This window comes from Serratia sp. szju, assembly GCF_044594185.1.
Taxonomy (GTDB): domain Bacteria; phylum Pseudomonadota; class Gammaproteobacteria; order Enterobacterales; family Enterobacteriaceae; genus Serratia; species Serratia bockelmannii.
Map to the genome: position 1 here is coordinate 1,558,104 of NZ_CP172576.1, position 16,740 is coordinate 1,574,843.

Consider the following 16,740-nt stretch of genomic DNA (forward strand, 5'->3'; position numbering starts at 1 on the left):
CCCGCTACGGCACAGCGCGCAGGGTGGCGACGATCGCCGCCAGGTCGGCGCGCTGCTCGTCTGCCAGCGCGGGCTGCGCCTGCGCGGCATTCTCCGCCAGCAGGGTTTGCAGGCCGATCAGCCAGTCATAGATATAAAACGCGGTATTCTTGGTCGGCGTCGGCGCCAGCCGGGTTAGCCGCTGCTGGCCGCTCCAATCCACCGCCGGCTGCGGCGGCGGGGTAAAGATCGGCTGGCCGGGATTGACGCGGCTTTCGGGGCGCGTTGCCACATCGCGCCGCGGGAAGCCGAGCCAGGCGACGAAGTCGCCCAGTAGCGCCAGCGCCTGACTGATCTGCCGATCTTCACCCTGTTCCGGCAGGCCCCCGGCGCACAGTGCGCGCTCCAGTTCGTCGTCGAGCCGCAGGCGGCAGGCGGCGCCGATCAGCGCATCGACCAGCAATTCCAGGTGTGGTTTCTCGACGCCGAGCAGATCCAGCAACCGGCGGCTGTCCGGCAGCGCACGCAGATGATTGACCCAGTCTGCGAAGATCCGTGCGGCAAAAGGCGATGCGGGCTGCTCGCCGGGCGCCGCAGGGTCTTGCTCGCCGAACAGATCGATATCCAGCCCGAACGGTGAAGGCGCCATCGTCGGAACCGGTGCGGTGTGCTGCTGTTGCTGATAAAGCTGGCGCAGCGTATCGCGCTGGGGTAGCAACCGCTCCAGCAGTTCGCCGTGGCGGCCGGCCTGTGCCTGCAGTGCGCGCAGCAGCTGCTGCGCGCGTTGCTGCGTCGCGTGCGGATCGGCGGCGGTGAGCCAGTTGCCGAGCAGGCTTTCCGTCAGCTCGCGCTGCAATTCCTCACGCTGTTCGAGCAGGCGCGCTTGCTTGTGGGCCGGACGCGCCTGAGCGGCCAGGTAGTTCACCATGCGGCGACAGTCCTGTTCATCCAGCGCCAGCAGCGTGGCCCAGCTGTCGCCGGGCTCGCCGACCTGACGCTGGACGGCGTCGTCGGGCCGTGCTTTGCCTTCCTGACGCGAGTCGAACGGCGTGATTGCCCAGATTAAACCGGGCTTGCGGCGTTGGCGCAGCGCCGGGGTTTCCCCCTGGGTGTGGTTGACCCAATCGCCGAGCGCCTGGCCGACGCGCGCGGCGTCCTGCGGCGTGGCGGCGGCATCGGTCACCAGCAGCAGGCTGGCGTGCAGGCCGTCGGCGCAACGGGCCAGTAAATGGGCGCGCTTCGCCTGCTGCAGACGTTGCGCCGGCTCCGCCTGCGGACAGCTGCGGCTGCCGGGCAGGTCGATCAGCGCCACGTCGGCGGGCAAGCCTGCCTGCGCCGTTTGCGGCAGCAGGGTGGTCACTTCTGCGGTCAGCCAGGCCAGATCGCTCAGTGCGATCTCCCGTTCATCGCCGTTTTCGGTCATGACGGCGATCGTGGCGTTTTCCGGTGCGGCGCTTGCGGTCAGCAGCGCCAACGCGTGGCGCGGGGCATGAACCTGTCGGCTGCCGCCGAGGGTATGCAGCGCGTGCGCCAACTGGCGATAACGCGCCGTCAACGTCGCCTCCTCTCCCCACAGCGGTGCAAACAGGCGCGCGCGATCGTCGATGCTCAGCTGCGGCGCCAGCGCCACGGCCTGCGGCCAGAAGTGCCTGTCGAGCGTGGGTTGCTCTTTGCCGCCGTGGCGGCGTTGGTTGTCCCACAGCGCCAGCACGGCGTTGCCATCGAGGCCATCGAGGGCGACGGCTTGGCGGTGGCGCGCCAACGCTTGCAAATGGCTGGCGATGGCGCGGGCGTCCCAGTCCGGGCGAAAGCCGCGCATCGCGGCGGCGTCGATCGTGATGGCCAACCACTGCGCTTCGTTGAGCAGTGCGAGGGCGATCGGATAATCGGCGGGCCCCGTTTCGGCCGCCGTGCAGTAGCGCACCGCGAGCGACAGGTCCGCGTTGAAGCGTTTGGCGCCAGGCGCCAGCGCCGCCAGCAGATGGGCCTTGGCGGCGGCGTTGTGGCCATACAAACCGATGGCGACCTGCGCAGGCCGGGTGTTTTCCAACTGGACGGCGCGGTTATGGCAACCGCGCAGACGCAGCGTCAGGCGATCGGCTTCCCGCTCCAGGCGGGCGGATTGTCGGCGTGTGGCGTCCACCCAGTCGATCGCCTGCACAATGCCGGCGCTGAGCGCGTTATTCGGAGCCGCAGGGGCGAGGGTTTGCGTGTTCATCGTGGGTAAATGCTCCCGCTGTCTATCCAGTAGTGGGTCGCACCGGAGGCGCTGGCAGCCAGGGTATTGAGTTTCAGTTGCAGGTGGTGAGCCGGGACGGGGCTGCCGTCGGCCAGCACCGCCTGCGCGATCTTGACGCTTTCGGCGCCCTGTTCGGCGCTGGCGGTGATGGCCAGACGCAGGCCGATCACCGCGTCGCCGGCCAGCTTGCGCGCCAGCTGGGCGTCATTGATGGTCAGCGTATAGAGCGGGGAGGCCGGCCAACGTTCGTTGTCCAACTGGCGGAAGCCCAGACGCAGTGGGCCGCGCAGCTGGAAGCTGACGGCGGGATCGAGCGCGAAATCGGCGCGATCCAGATCGATATCGCGGTAATAGACGTTATCGTCCGCCAGCATGTTGTTGCCGTCCAGCATGCCCAGATAGCGAATGGTGGAGTAGGGCTGGAAATCGCCGACGTTGAAGTAAAAGCTCTCCAGCCGCAGATCGATCGCCAGCAGGCACAGCATGGCGCCCACGGCAGCGGTGGATTTCGGGTTGTCGATGCGGCCGCGTTTGTTGAACGGGTACCAACTGCGGGTGTGGTAGCCCTCGAGAGGCAGAATGCGGCTGGCGGGCAGCGGCTGCAGGTGGCGCAGCAGCGCCTGCACGCCGGGGAAACGCGCCGGGCGGCCGGTCAGCAGCAGCACGTCGCAGGTATACAGCGCCACCACTTCGGCCAGCAGGCGCAGGCAGCGGCCGATGCCGATGCGATCGGACAAGAAGGCGGCGTGCAGATCGGCCAGGCGGGTCACCAGCGGGGTGTGCAGAATATCGAAGGCGTCGCTGTCGGCTTCGCGCTGCACTTCGCCGTTGATAAACGCCAGCACCTGCGGCGTCGGCGGCTGCGGCAGCAGATCGCCGAGGTTGGCGGCGATTTCCGCCCGGCTGTCCAGCGGATCGTACTGCTCATAGGCACCGAGCAGCGCGCGCCCGGCGGGCATGAAGATCTGCAGCGCGGCCTGCTGACGCAGGGTGGAAAGCCCGTCCATGCGCCCTTCGTTGCCGAACAGTTTGTCCATCAGTGCCGCGGCGGCGCTCACGCCGGCGGCCTCGAACGCCTGTTGCACGGCGGGCAGGACAAACTGCTGGATGATGTCCAGCAAGATATCGTCGCCGGCGACCTTAAAGCCCTCGCGGAACAGCAGGCGCGGGTTGATTTTGATGTTGTTGCCTACGCCGTCATCGAGCGAGTAGTGCGTGATCGCCAGATCGGTGGTGCCGCCGCCGATGTCGATGGAGGCGATGCGCAACGTCTTGCCGGGCTGTTCACCCGGCGCCAGCGGCCGATCGGGCCGCGCCATGGCGGCGAAGAAGGCGTCGGTGCGGCCGGCGAAGTTCACCTGGGTTTCGTTGTACAGATAGACCATCTGGCCGCAGGTGGCTTCGTCCCACTCGATCTGCACTTGCGGCGCCGGGAAGCGGGTGTGCTCGCCGTTGAACGGCGCATCCTGCGGGTGCCAGCCGAGGGCTTTCCATACCAGCCCAATCGCTTCCTGCATGCGGCGGCGGAAGATCTCGCGCTCCGGCTTCGGCATCGCCGAAGGCAGCGTCAGGATGATGGCGCGTAAACGGCGCGGCGCGGTGGCGTTCGGCATGCGGCTGCGTTGGGCGATGCTGTTGATCTGCATCAGCGCCTGCGCCAACAGCTCGCTCAACATCAGGCTCATCACCGCACTGCGGCTGTAATGGGCGGCGAACACCGGCAGCCGTTCGGCCGTCGGCAGGGCGGACAGCGGCACGCCCTCATCGTTGATCAGGGTGGTCAACGGCGCGGCGGCGGCCATCGGCTCGTGCCGCTCGTTGAAGCGCCAGCCGGGCGCATAGCGCTCCTCGTCCCACAGATAACGCCGTGGGCTGGAGATGCCGGTGGTGCCTTCATGCCCTTCGCGTCGCTGCGCCAATTGCGCGGCTTCATGGCCGACGCGGGTGATGGACGGCCATTGGAAGGCATCGTCGCGTCCGCTCTGGAAGGACAGATGCGGCTTGCCGAACGCGGCCCGAGAAAACTCCACCCGGCTCTCGAACAGTTCGTTGTAGACCTGATGCGGTTCGGACAGCGAGCGCAGCTGCAGCTCATAGGTTTGCTTCAGGCCGTTGCTCTCTTCCGGATGGTCCTCGACCAGCACGCCGCAGGTGTGAGAATTGCCGACGTCCAGCACCAGATCGACGTCGATCGCCGGTTGTTGCAGCGTCGCCGTCACCATTTTTATCTGCGGCACCGTCAGCTGATGGCCGAGCATGTGCAACAGGTTGAGGTAGTGCGCCTGATACTCGAAGGTTTTCAGCCCGGCGTTGATCTCCGCCTCGGCGCGCTGTTCCCGCTCGGTGGCGCGCTGGCTGAACGCCTCGCGCAGCCAGCCGTCCACCCAGGTCAGATCGAGGAACTCGCCCAGCTCGTGGTTGCGGTGCGCCAGCGTGAAGTTCAGCCCGGTGCCGAGATCGCTTTCGCCCGGCGCCAATGCTTCCTGGCCGGGCGCGGCGGCGCGGGTGTCGAAGGCCAGCACCACGCGCAGCAGGTTACCGTCCTGATCCGGCTCATCCAACTGCACCACCTGCAGACGTGCCCAGTTATCCGGGCCCGATAAAAACATTCCCGAGGTGGTGTAGCGCAGGAACGGCAACGGCAGCCAGAGCTTATCCAGCAGGTGCAGCGACTGCTGCAGCGGATAGCTGAACTCCGGCCGCACCACTTCGGCGCCCTGGTCGCCCACGGCCGGCAACTGGTATTTGCCGCTCTCGGCCTCCCATTGCAGGCGCAGCAGCGGGCCGCTGGCGGTCTTGCGCACGAATTTGCCGGGAAACTCGGCGTCCAGCCGCGGCGTCAGGGCAAAGTCCAGAAACTGAATGCCGCTGTCCTGAATCAGCGTAACGCCGTGTTTGTAGTCAGTAAGGGGGGCCAGCATCATTTACTCTCGCGCTTGAACGTCATGGGATAGGTGGTGTCCGCATCGTAGCGGCCGGTGCACTCCGCCGCGCCGGTCTCGCCTTGGCGGCAGACGATTTCCGGGATCTGATAGCGGCTGCCGTCGCTGCAGCGTGCCTTGGTGCGGCTGTTGATCACCAGATTGCCGGACTGCATCAGGCCGGCTTCGACCGCGACCCGACAGGTGACGCCGTCGCCGTAGGCGATGATGGCGTTGCCTTTGCCCGCGTTCAGGCGGTATTGCAGGCTGGGGCGTTTGCCGGTGATCGGATCTTTCAGCGCCACCGTGGCGCGCCATTTGCCGTTAAGGAAACGGGTGGAGCCGGCCTTCACCGCCTCGGGTGGCAGCACCAGCGCATTTTTGTCCGCCGGCTGCGGGATGACCGGCGCCGGGGGCGGCGGCATCAGCGTGGCGTGCGCCAGCGGCAAGCGCAGCTTAGGCAATGGCGCGGCGGTTTTTTCCGGTGGTGCCGGAGGGTGCACCTCAGCCGGCATCGCCGGTTGCGGCGGCGGTGAGCGGTGCAGCCAGGCGGCCAGCGCCGCACTGCCTAACAGCAGTACCGGTAACAGCCACAGCGCGTGGCGCCGACGCGGGCGCACGACGGCAGGGGATTCGACGGGGGCCGCCGGAGCGAGTACCGGTTCAGGCTCGGCGGCCGGTGTTGGTTTTGCCGGTTCAACAACGGCCGGCTTGCGTGGTGCGGCGGCGATCGGCGCCGGTTTTTCCACTTCCGATTCGAGCGGGCGCAGGCAGGCTAACGGATCGTCCGGGCTCTGCGCCTGCGGTTTGATAAAGCCCCAAAAGGTCAGCACCGGTCGGTCGTCTACCAGGTAGACGTGGTTGGGATCGGGAATATGCATCGCTTTGGCCAGCAGCGCGCCGAACAGGCGGTGGCTGGGATGATCGGTCGCCCGGGTCTGTTCCGTCAGGCTGCGGAAGGTCGCCAGACAGTGTTCCAGGTGGCGCACCGCCTGCGCGCGCTGGGCGTCGCTTGCCGCCAGCCAGGAGGTCACCTTTCCCGGGAAGGGCGCATACCAGTCGATGCGGGTGCCGCTTTCGTTCGGCTGGGGGATCGCCAGACAGTCGGCGGCCTGCGGATGCCGGCGAAGACGCAGGGTTTCCCGCAGCTGCTGCGCGCAGGCGTAGATCGGTTGCCCGTTCTCGCCTAAAGCGAGCACATCATCCAAACTGCCACTGCGTAAGAAGGGTTTCACCACGGCACCGCACCTTGTCCTGTTCTGCAAAAACGCATAAAAGTCCATGATACCCCGCAGGCGGCGGCGCCAAACGGCCAAGGACAGCCCGAAAAACGCCCTTCTTCGGCGTTAGCGATGCGCTTTGGCAACCGGCACAGTGAAAATCTCGCTATCTGGACCTGTCCGTGAGCCGCTTTATCTGAAAAATAGAACGCAACCCCGGCAAGCGACGCCGGGGAATGCTGTTCTCTTTCACTATGACCTCGCCTCGCGGGTTGCCGATTTCGGTATGCCTCAGGCGTGCGGAGCGTTCGCATCATGGACAGTCAGTCTGAAAAAACTCTCGTTGTTACCCCCGCTCATCCCGTTGTCGGGCATTCCGCTCAGGGCTGGATGAACGGCTTCCTCGGCATGATTATCTTCAGCGGCTCGCTGCCCGCCACGCGGGTGGCGGTGCTGGAGCTCGATCCGCTGTTTCTGACGGCAGTCAGGGCGGCGATCGCCGCCTTGCTGGCCCTGTGCGCGTTGCTGATCACCCGCCAGGCGCGGCCGACGCGGGCCGATTTGCCGCCGCTGCTGTTTGTGGCGCTCGGCGTGGTCATCGGCTTCCCGCTGCTGACGGCGCTGGCGCTGCAGCACACCACCTCGGCGCATTCGCTGGTGTATATCGGCCTGCTGCCGCTGGCGACCGCCGGTTTTGGCGTCTTGCGCGGCGGAGAGCGGCCCAAGCCCGCTTTTTGGGCCTTTTCCGGTATCGGGGCCGCGCTGGTGGGGGCGTTCGCGCTGAGCCAGGAAAGCGGCGGTGCCTGGCAGGGGGATGCGCTGATGATCGGCGCGGTGCTGCTGTGCGGTCTGGGTTATGCCGAAGGGGCGGTGCTGTCGCGCCGGATCGGTGGCTGGCAGGTGATCTCCTGGGCGCTGGTGGTTGCCTTGCCGTTGACGCTGGTGGCGGCGTGGTGGGCGGCGCCGGCCACTTGGCCTGCCGTCAGCGGTGCCGCCTGGCTGTCGCTGGTGTACGTCTCGGTGTTCAGCATGTGGATTGGGTTTATCTTCTGGTATCGCGGCCTGGCGCAGGGCGGCATCGCCGCCGTCGGGCAGCTGCAGCTGCTGCAGCCGTTCTTCGGCCTGATGCTGGCGGCCTGGCTGCTGCAGGAAACCGTTCAGCCGATGATGATCGCCGTGATGGCCGGCGTGGTGGTTTGCGTGTTCGGCGCCAAGCGTTTTTCCCGCTAGGCGCCGCTGCCGGCGCAGGCCAGGATCACTTCGCCGAGCCGTTTCACCGCCTGCTGTACCTGGCGATCATGGTAACCGCCCAATCCCAGCACCAGACCCGGTTCACCGTGGCCGGGCGCATACATCGGCGACACCGCCCGCAGCGCCAACCCGGCTTCGTTGGCGCACTGGGCGACCCGCACGTCATCGAGATCTTTCCTCAGCCACAGCACCATGTGCATGCCCTGATCGCAGGGCTGCACTACCGCCAAATCGGCGGGGATATGCGTGTTGATCGCCTCGATCAGCACCCGGCGTTTCTCAGCGTAGACGCCGCGCATTTTGCGGATATGCCGGTCGAGATACCCTTCGGCGATAAAGGCGGCCAGTACGTGTTGATCCGCGCTGGGCGGGTGACGATCCATCAGGATCCGGGCGCCGCAAAAGGCGTCGACCAGCGGCGGCGGCACGATGGCGTAACCCAGCCGCAGCGAAGGGAACAGCACCTTGCTGAAGGTGCCGAGATAAAGCGTCCGCTCGGGCGCCAACCCTTGTAGCGAGGGGAACGGGTGGCCGGCGTAGCGCATCTCGCTGTCGTAATCGTCTTCCACGATCCAGGCCTGCCGCTCTTTGGCCCAGGCCAGCAGGGCGCTTCGTTTCGCCATGCTCATCGGCATGCCCAGCGGGTATTGATGCGACGGCGTGACAAAGGCGGCGCGGGCGTCGGCGGCCAGGCGCACGCCGGCGGCGACGTCGATGCCGTCGTTAGCGACGGGTACCCTGATCATGTGCCGATCGCGAAACAGGCTGTTAAAAAGGGCGGTGATGCCGGCGTAGGCGGGGTCCTCGACCCAGGCGCTGTCGCCGGCGTCCAGCAGGATCTGCGCGGCCAGATACAGTCCTTGCTGGGTGCCGGCGGTGATGAGGATTTGCTGCGGCGTGCAATTTACCGAGCGGGAACGGCGCACATAGTCGCAGATGGCTTCGCGCAGCGGCAACGCGCCCAGCGGATCGCCGTAGCCCGACGGGGCGCCGGGGCCGCGCGCCCGGATGCGGTTGCCGAGCCGCCGCCAGATATCGTCGGGCGCGGTATCGCCGATCGGCACCGAGACGGTGAACGGCACCGGCGGCAGCGCCCGCACCTGGGCGGCGAAGCGCGCCAGATGCTGCGCCTGTGAAGAAAGCGGAACCGCTACCGCCGAACTCGCCTGTACCGTGGCGCGTGGCGTGCGGCGCGGCGCCTGATAGTGGGCAACCCGGGTGCCGGAACCGGGCTGCGGTTCGAGAAAGCCTTCCGCCGTCAGCTGAGCAAAGGCCTCCAATACCGTGCCGCGCGCCAGATTCAGCGCCGCCGACAGCCGGCGTGTCGAAGGCAGCAGATCGCCCGCTTTCAGATCGCCTTTGTGGATAGCCCGGCGCAGGGCCTGCGCCAGCTGGTGGCTAAGCTGCCCCGCCTGGCGGTCAATCTCGCCGAGGGCGGGGACGTCAACGACTTGGGCTGTTCTGGGCATGTATTCCGGCTCGCTTTGCAGTACAAAAATGAGTATTCAGAGTAAACCACTCTGATATCACTCGCGAGCCTGTTGTCGCTCAGCTTAGCCCCCGCTGATTCAGCAGCACCTTATTCAACTCGCTGTTTTTACGCACGTTAAGCTTGCGCATCGCCGAACGCTTATGGGCGCTGATGGTTTTCTGGCTGCGCTGCAGCAGGCCGGCGATGCTGCAGGCGGACATGCCGCTGCTCATCAAACCCAGCACCTTTTTTTCGCAGTGGCTGAGCGCGGCGATGCGGCAGGCCTGGCATTTCCACAGGCCGGCGGCGTGCAGCGCCACCCACGGATGCTGGATGAACTTTTCCAGCGCCATCTGCAGCTTGAGACGGATGGCATAGGCCGAATCGCGCCGATGGATGCTGAACAGCGGCGGCAGGTTTTTCACCTGTTGCTGGGTCGTGTCGTCGAGGATCAGCAGGGTCAGCTGCCGCTGGCGCGGGATGCCGTAGGCGCTCTGGTAGCAGCAGGCGCAACCCCAGCGCTCTTCCGGCGTGCGAAACACGATTTCGATGTTATCCAACGCCTGCAGCGCCAGCGGCGAGAACTGCGGGTACAGACGCTGGCATTCGTTCAGGGAGTGCAGATAGTCCTGCAGCAGCAGACGCAGCCCCTGCTGGTAGAAGTTATCGCTGTCGAACAGCGTGAAGCGAATATCTGGCATGGGTGGCTCCTTAAAAGGGCCGTGGCACCGCGCCGGAGCGAACGGTGACGGCCCATTGCCGGCGTTCGCGCGCCGGTCGTTTTCCTGATTTCCCTGGGGTGGTGCGGGCTTATTGGTACGCCAGCACAAAATTGGCGACGGACGTGAATTCGCCTTCGGTAATGCTTTGGTTCTGGATCGCGCTCGGCTGCCCCTGCACATAGGCGGTGAAGTTCAGGCTGTTGGGGCCGTTTTGCAGCGCGACGGCACTGGTGGCCTTATTCAGGTCGATGTCCGCTCCCTGATGATCGAACAGGGCGATGGCGGCGCCGTTCGCGCCGTTGTTGATCGCCAGCTTGCCCGGCAGCTCTCCGTCTTCGGTGCCGCTGAAGGTCACGCTGACGGATTTGAACACCGTGGTCTTGCAGTCGGTCAGCTTGATGCTGAACGGCACCGGCGTGGTGTGGCCGTAGCGGTACAGGGTTTTGACGATCACCGTGCCCATCTCAACCAGCTGATCGGCGGACTGCGGTTCGATATTGCACGGGCGGCTCACCACGGTGCCGTGGAACTGCACCGGCGCGCCGATAAGCTCGGTGTTCGCCGCCGCCGGTATGGCAACCCACCAGGGCGCGCAGCTCAGCAGCGCTAAAGCGCGTAGACGCATTTTCCGTTCCTCCCTCGGTTACTGGAATGCCGCCACGATGGTGGCCGATGCGTTGAATTCCCCTTCGCCGATCTCTGCGCCGCCGTTGGCGAACGGCGCCGCCACCAGGTTCCAGGAGCCGCCGTTGCCGATGTTCGGCACCGGGTAAAACTCATTCGGGATAACCAACTGGCCGTTGTGCGTCAGCCGGATGCCGAGATCGTTCTTGTCGGTTTTGAACACCTCGTTGCTGAAGGAAGCCGCCGTGCCCGACACCGCCAGCTTGATGTTCAGCGTGCCGTCCTCGAAGCTGCCGCCCTCGCACTGGAAGCGCACCGGAATGCTTTGCGGATAGTTCGAGCCGTTGAGATCGCTGCCGCCGATCTCGCCGAACTCGACGTTGATCAGCTGGCCTTCGTTCACCACGCATTTATCCGGTACATAGAGGATCGCGGACTGGATAAACACCTGCGCCATCGGATTGGGGCCGAAACCGCCGTCGGTCGAGCCGAGGCGGCCGTACATCTCGATGATCTGCCGATCGTTAATCTCGACGCCGTTAATGATCTTTTTGCGCACCCGGAAGGTGATCTTGCCTTTGGAACCGCTGCCGTAGTTGTTGACCTGTAAGTACGGCGGCTGGCAACGGTGTTGGCTCAGCAAATTCGATTCGTTGTAAAAAGGCACGGTGACGTAGGCATTCTTGTTGCCGGCAATCCACACCTCGGCTTTTAAATCCAAAAAGTCATTCAGTTTTAAATAGCCGTTGCCGTAGTCGGAGGGGGGCAACGCCGAATCCGACTTGTAAAAGTGCGGGCTGGTGGGAATAGGGGTATCGCAGTACACCTTGCCGGTATAGGTGCCGCCCAGATCATAGGGAAACAGTTTGGTGAACCCTACCTGGTTGGTGATGTTGCTTTGATTGAGGTCGATATAGAACTGTTTGGGGCCGCCGTCCGGCGTGACGTAGCCGTTGGCCCAGGCGGCGGGGGCCGCCAGTGCGATCGCCAGCGGCAGGCAGAGTTTGGTCAGTTGTGTTTTCATCGCGTTCTCGAGCCTCACAGGTAAATCACCTGAATGTGCGCCACGGCGGCGAACCCGGCGGCCATCACCGCCCGCTGGGTGGATTCCACGCTGGCGCTGAACCACAGAGTGTTGCTGCCGGGCTGCAGAATGTAAGGGCGGCTGCGCTGATTCAGCTCCAGCACCTGGCCCTGCTGGTCTTGCAGCCGCAGGCCGATGCCCTGTACGCCGCCGTTCAGCTTCAGCAACGACGGGTTGTCGACGTCGCTTTCGCCAAGAAATACCAGCGTGGCGGCCTGCTCACCCTGCAGGTAGAGGCGGCCGGCGTCGCCGTTGCGCGGGCCGGCCGGGTTATCCGCCAGCGCGCGCGCGCCCAGCAGGCAGTTGCGGAACGAGAGGCGAAAACGCACCGGCGCGCTGCGATCGCCGGCGTTGCGGAAGTCGCGTGCGCTGACGTCGCCCAGATCGACGGACTGATCCCGGCTGTCCGGCGTCAGGCTGCAGGGGGAGCTGAGCAGGCCGCCGTGAAAGCTGACGGTGCCGGTGGTGCCTTCGATCACGCCCAGCGGCGTTGCCGCCATCGCGCCGCCGCCGCACAGCAGTGCGCCGAGCAGCAGCGGGCGCAGTCGATCGGTGAATTCAGCCATGCTGGACCTCCTTATTTTTTCTCGGGCACGGCGGTGCAAACGCTGCCGTTGCAGGCGAAGCGCAGTTCGGGGTGGCCGCCGTAGTCGTTGATGTAGGTGATGACGAAGCTGTTCATGCCGGTATCGTGCAGCTTGAGGCTTTCGCTGGATTTCGGCTTCAGCATCAGCGGCTGAAAACCGCCGATCGCGCCGCCGCCCTGTTTTTGCGTCTGCCGCGTCATGCCGGTCAGGGTGATGTAAAACGGCGTCGGGTTATCGACGGAGATAGCGCCGCCGCTTTTACGGAACACCAGCTTTTCCTGCCACACCTGGCCCTTGGGCGCGACGATGGCCTTCGGCCGGTAGAACAGCTTGATCTGCGTTTGCAGCGCCAGCTGCATCACGTTGGTTTTGGTGCTTTTCGGCGGAATTTCGCGCAGGTTGAAGTAGAACACCGACTCGCGATCCTGCGGCAGGCGATCCGCCTCCGGCGTCTTGGTGATGCGTACCACGCTGCGCTCGCTTGGCTCCACGCGCTGCAACGGCGGCAGCACCACCAGCGGCGAGGTGATTTTCTGGTGCTGCTCGTTCTCCAGCCAGGACTGCGCCAGGAAGGGCAGCTCTTTGTTTTCATTGACGATATTCAGGCTGATCGATTTGGCGTCGCTCACATAGACGGCGCGCGTGCGATCCAGCGATATCGCCGCGTCGGCGGTAGGCAGTACGGCGCTCAGGGCCAGGCCGGCGGCGGTCAGTAGCGTTATCGGGTGTGTGTTCATGTCATTATTTCTCAGCGTTACGGATTACAGGGTGGCGCACGGCAGCAACAGCTGGTCCAGCGGCTTGGCGGCGCCCGGGATCACGATGCGGCAGCGGCGTTGGCCTTCCCAGGCGACGTCCAGTTTTTCCTCCGGCTGCACGCCGGTCAGGTAGACCGAGCCGCCGTCGTTGACCACCGCGACCTCGCGGCCTTTCTCGCTCAGCACCGCGGCGCCGAACGGCGGCTCGCTGCCGTCCGCGAGGCGAATGGTGGCCAGCAGCTTGCTGCCTTTCACCACCTCGAAGTGGCGGTAACCAATGGCGCCTTCGGTCAGCGTGCCTTGCACCACGGCGCGGGTGGCCTCGACGTCGTCCGCCAGCTTGTTGACGTCGATGCGGGTGTCGGTGTTGTAGTAGCTGGTGATGTCGGAAATCACCGCCAGCCCGAAACGGTTGCTGTAGGCGCGGCCGTTGTTGATCGGCACGCCGGCGATGCCGTCGGTGTCGAGCATCATGCGGCTGCCGCCGTTGCTCGAGTTCTGGTGCGCCGCGATGCCGTGCCGGGTCGCAGTGAGGCCGCCGCGGAACGAGCCGCCGATCGACGAGTAGCTGTCCTGCTGGTAAGAGGCGCTGGCGTTCAGTGAGCCAAACGAGGCGTTGTGGGTGTAGTACCCGCGCGCCAGCGATTTGCCGGACTGATTAAAGCCGCCGCTGACCTGCCAGGTATTGTCCGGATCGCTGTAGTCGTTGTACGACGCGGTCTGCGTGACATCGCCGTTGTTGGTTTGCAGCGCATAACCGACGCGCCGACGGTCGCCGATCGGCACGGTGAAGTTGAGCATCACACTGTCGTCGGTGCGGCCCTGGTAATAGGTGCGGTAAGCCGACAGCGAGGCGGTGATGTTGCTGATATCGCCGACGCTGAACAGCTTGCTGGCCGACAGCCCGTAACGGTCCTGGGTTCGCGCATCCCAATAGGTCTGGTGCGAGTAGGTCAGGTAGGCGGTGATCGCCTTGGCGCTGTCTTCCGCCATAAAGGTTTTGCTGGCGGTGATGGTGTACAGCTCTTTCTGGCGGCCGTTGTAATTCTTGTCGTAATCGCCGTAACGCTCCTGCAGGTACTGCGACATGTTCATGAACTTGCGCTGCGAGAAGCGGTAGCCGGCGAAGGTGATCTGGCTGTTCAGCTCGTCGAAGCGTTTGGCGTAGTTGAGCTTGAACGACATACCGCTGGCGGTCGGCTCGCCGGGCAGACGGGCGATCGACTGGGTGACGTCCAGCGACATGGCGCCGAACACGTTCAGATCGCGGCCGAGGCCGAGCGCCCAGGCGTTATAGTCGCCGCCGAGCAGCGCCCCGCCATACAGCGACCAGGCGTTGCTCAGCCCCCAGGAGAAGTCGCTGGCGGAAAACAGCGGGCCCTGGGTGCGGTGGTCGTAGGCCGAGGTTTTGCCGAGCGCCACGTTGTAGCGCACGTAGCCCGGGCGGGTCAGGTACGGAATGGTGGCGGTATCCACCTGGAAGGTCGAGACGGTGCCGTCCTGCTCTTCCACCTTGACGTCCAGCTTGCCGCGCACCGAGCTGTTGAGATCCTGAATGGCGAACGGCCCGGCGGGCACGGTGGTTTCGTACAGCGTGCGGCCTTCCTGCGAGACGGTGATCTTGGCGTTGCTCTTGGCGATGCCGCGCACTTCCGGCGCGTAGCCCTGCAGGTTCGGCGGCAGCATGCGCTCGTCGCTGGCCAGATTGAGGCCGGTGAAGCGATAGGCGTCGAACACCCCGGAGTCGAGATAAATCTCACCCAGCGTCAGCTTGGCGGCCTGCATCGGCAGCGCGCGGTAGGCGTAGATCTGGTTCCAGTCGAAGCCGGTGCTGCGATCGCCGGCCTGCTGATTGTAATTGGCCTGGTAGTCCGCGCGCAGGCGCCAGGGGCCCAGGTTGGCGCCCAGCGTGCCGTAGCTGCTCAGGTTCTGGGCGGTGTTGTTGTTGTGATTCTGCTTGCCTAACTGGCCGCTCAGGTTGTAGTCCAGCAGCAGGCCGGGAATGCCGTCGTCCCACTGTTCGGGCGGCGTCCAGTCGGGATCGGAGTATTTCATCCACGCCTGCGGGATGGTGATCGCCAGCACGCCGCCGCCGATGCGATCGGAGACGGTCGCGCCTTTGATGCCGCGAATGTCGGCGCACTGGTTGTCGTGCCACAGGGTGACTTTTTTGGCCGCTTCTTCTTTCAGCGCCATTTTTTCCACCAGATCAGGCGGCAGGCACACCTGGCTGCCGCTCTTGTTATCCGGCGACGGGAAATACTGAATGCTGCGCTGGGGCAGCGTTTTCTGGTTGATCTTGATGTCCAGCAAATAAGCGCCGGGCATGACGTAGTCGGCATCGGAGAAACGCGAAAGATCCACTTTGCTGCGCTCGCCGATATCCAGGACGTCGGTATTGAATTCCGTGGCGGAAAATGCCGGACGCACCCAGAGGAAAGATAGAATGACGAGAAGAGGTAGGTGTTTCCGTGTCAGTAATGACGTCATAGCATAATCACTCATGGCAAGTCCGCGCCCAATAGCAGGTCATCCGTGCGACCTGAATACGTAATGCTGTGCAGCGCCCGCCGGCGCTAGAGATAAGACAGGGTGAATTTGGCCAGAGAGCTGAAGCCGCCCGCCCGCGCCTTATCGGGATGCAGGCGCAACTGCGCGCCAAAGCGCAGCGTGTTGTCGCCGGCGACGATCTGGTAATCCGCCGTCGTGCTGCCGAGCGGGATCGGGGTGCCGGCATCGGTCAACAGCTCGATAGCCACGCCCTGCGCCTCGCCGTAAACGCCCAGCAGGGAAGGATCCCGGCTGTCGGCGGTGCCGTCGAAGGTGACGTTGGCCGCGCGATAGATGAAGTCAGGCTTCACCTGGCTGGCCAGTTCGCAGTTCACCAGTTTGATCGTGAAATGACGGCGGCTGCCGATCAGCACCGATTGCCCGTCCTGAGAGGCATCAGTCATGGAGATCAGACCGAAATCGACGGTTTGATCCAGGCTGTCGCTGGCGATGCCGCACGGCGTTTCAACGATGGTGCCGCCCAGGCTGACTTTGCCGTGGCCCTGATTTTTCACTGCCGCCGCCGCGCTGCCGACGCTGAGCGCGATGAGCAACAGGCCGCAAAGGCGGATAGTCATGCTGGCGTCTCCCTGTCTTTCCCTGTTCCCTTGCCGGTATCCGCGGCATGCAATAAAGCGGGGGATGCCCTGAGACATCCCCTGTGGGGTATTACAGGTAAGCCAGGGTGAAGTTCGCCACGCTGGTGAAGTCGCCTGGTACCACGGCGCTTGAGGCGCTGCTGCCCTGCAGGTAAGCGGCGAATTTCAGCGAGTTGTCGCCGTCGTTCAGACCCTGACCGTCGGTTGCGGTGCCCAGTTCCACTTCTTTGGAGTGCAGGTTGTCGTAGATCACGATGCCGGCGCCGGTTGCCGTGCCGCTCAGGGCCAGCAGTTTGTTGTTGACCGGATCAGGCGTGCCGGTAAAGGTCACTTTGACGTTTTTCATGGTGGAGATGGAGCAATCTTTCAGTTCGATGTTGAAAGGCTGCATGCTGGATTTACCCTGGTTGGCCAGGATGCGGCTGCTGATCTGGCCCATCGGCACGGTTTGGTCAACGGATTCCGGCGCGACGCTGCATGGCGCATCGATAATTTCGCCGGTAAAGGTGACTTTACCGCTGCCCTGATTAGATGCGGCATGAGCAACAGAGGCGGAAGCGAAAGCAATCACGGTTGCCAGCATTAATTTATTCAGTTTCATTTCTCAGGTTCCTGTAGAGAGTTTTTAAATAAAAGAACAGCACATCTAAATCCCCCGCGGCGGCGGCAACGCCATGTCGCCGTCCGTGCGGTTGGAGCCAGATCCTTTTGCTCTGGGCAATACGCCGACATCCG

Annotated in this window: 13 protein-coding genes; 1 reads left to right on the forward strand and 12 read right to left on the reverse strand. The window is 64.5% G+C overall.

Going from position 1 to position 16,740, the window contains the following annotated elements; all coding sequences use genetic code 11:
* Positions 1-4 precede the first annotated feature (4 nt).
* From RE418_RS07390 to RE418_RS07400, 3 genes are read right to left on the reverse strand one after another with little or no spacing between them, the layout of a single operon-like run.
* Complete coding sequence (locus tag RE418_RS07390) at positions 5-2,197, reverse strand: virulence factor SrfC family protein (protein WP_399676014.1); 2,193 nt, start codon at positions 2,195-2,197, stop codon at positions 5-7.
* Positions 2,194-5,139, reverse strand: coding sequence for a virulence factor SrfB (locus RE418_RS07395; protein ID WP_199559665.1), 2,946 nt, complete (start codon positions 5,137-5,139; stop codon positions 2,194-2,196). The genes RE418_RS07390 and RE418_RS07395 overlap by 4 nt, the downstream gene beginning before the upstream one ends.
* Positions 5,139-6,377 (reverse strand): SrfA family protein, encoded by a 1,239-nt coding sequence (locus RE418_RS07400; protein WP_089181427.1) that lies wholly within the window; start codon positions 6,375-6,377, stop codon positions 5,139-5,141. Before RE418_RS07400 ends, RE418_RS07395 begins: the two co-directional genes overlap by 1 nt.
* Before the next feature lie 297 nt (positions 6,378-6,674).
* Here RE418_RS07400 and RE418_RS07405 point away from each other — a divergent pair, with 297 nt between their 5' ends.
* Positions 6,675-7,589: a DMT family transporter gene (locus tag RE418_RS07405; protein WP_049205608.1), complete on the forward strand. Its 915-nt coding sequence runs from the start codon at positions 6,675-6,677 to the stop codon at positions 7,587-7,589.
* Here the strand turns inward: RE418_RS07405 and RE418_RS07410 are convergent.
* The 9 genes from RE418_RS07410 to RE418_RS07450 form a co-directional block, all read right to left on the reverse strand.
* Positions 7,586-9,079: a PLP-dependent aminotransferase family protein gene (locus tag RE418_RS07410; RefSeq protein WP_043139028.1), complete on the reverse strand. Its 1,494-nt coding sequence runs from the start codon at positions 9,077-9,079 to the stop codon at positions 7,586-7,588. The two genes, RE418_RS07405 and RE418_RS07410, sit on opposite strands and share 4 nt — an antisense overlap.
* Before the next feature lie 79 nt (positions 9,080-9,158).
* Positions 9,159-9,782 carry a LuxR family transcriptional regulator gene (locus RE418_RS07415; RefSeq protein ID WP_043139025.1) on the reverse strand — a complete coding sequence of 208 codons (624 nt, stop codon included), beginning with the start codon at positions 9,780-9,782 and terminating at the stop codon, positions 9,159-9,161.
* A gap of 109 nt (positions 9,783-9,891) precedes the next feature.
* Positions 9,892-10,428, reverse strand: a complete 537-nt coding sequence (locus RE418_RS07420) for a fimbrial protein (RefSeq protein ID WP_025304591.1) — start codon at positions 10,426-10,428, stop codon at positions 9,892-9,894.
* Positions 10,429-10,446: 18 nt separating this feature from the next.
* A complete protein-coding gene (locus tag RE418_RS07425) occupies positions 10,447-11,451 on the reverse strand; it encodes a fimbrial protein (protein WP_025304590.1) in 1,005 nt (334 codons plus the stop codon).
* A 14-nt stretch (positions 11,452-11,465) separates the two neighbouring features.
* Positions 11,466-12,077: a fimbrial protein gene (locus RE418_RS07430; protein WP_049294962.1), complete on the reverse strand. Its 612-nt coding sequence runs from the start codon at positions 12,075-12,077 to the stop codon at positions 11,466-11,468.
* A gap of 11 nt (positions 12,078-12,088) precedes the next feature.
* Positions 12,089-12,835, reverse strand: coding sequence for a molecular chaperone (locus tag RE418_RS07435; protein ID WP_049294961.1), 747 nt, complete (start codon positions 12,833-12,835; stop codon positions 12,089-12,091).
* A 24-nt stretch (positions 12,836-12,859) separates the two neighbouring features.
* Positions 12,860-15,361, reverse strand: coding sequence for a fimbria/pilus outer membrane usher protein (locus RE418_RS07440; protein WP_033645331.1), 2,502 nt, complete (start codon positions 15,359-15,361; stop codon positions 12,860-12,862).
* 71 nt (positions 15,362-15,432) lie between these two features.
* Complete coding sequence (locus tag RE418_RS07445) at positions 15,433-15,984, reverse strand: fimbrial protein (RefSeq protein WP_033645330.1); 552 nt, start codon at positions 15,982-15,984, stop codon at positions 15,433-15,435.
* A 91-nt stretch (positions 15,985-16,075) separates the two neighbouring features.
* Positions 16,076-16,606, reverse strand: coding sequence for a fimbrial protein (locus RE418_RS07450; RefSeq protein WP_015379342.1), 531 nt, complete (start codon positions 16,604-16,606; stop codon positions 16,076-16,078).
* Positions 16,607-16,740 lie beyond the last annotated feature (134 nt).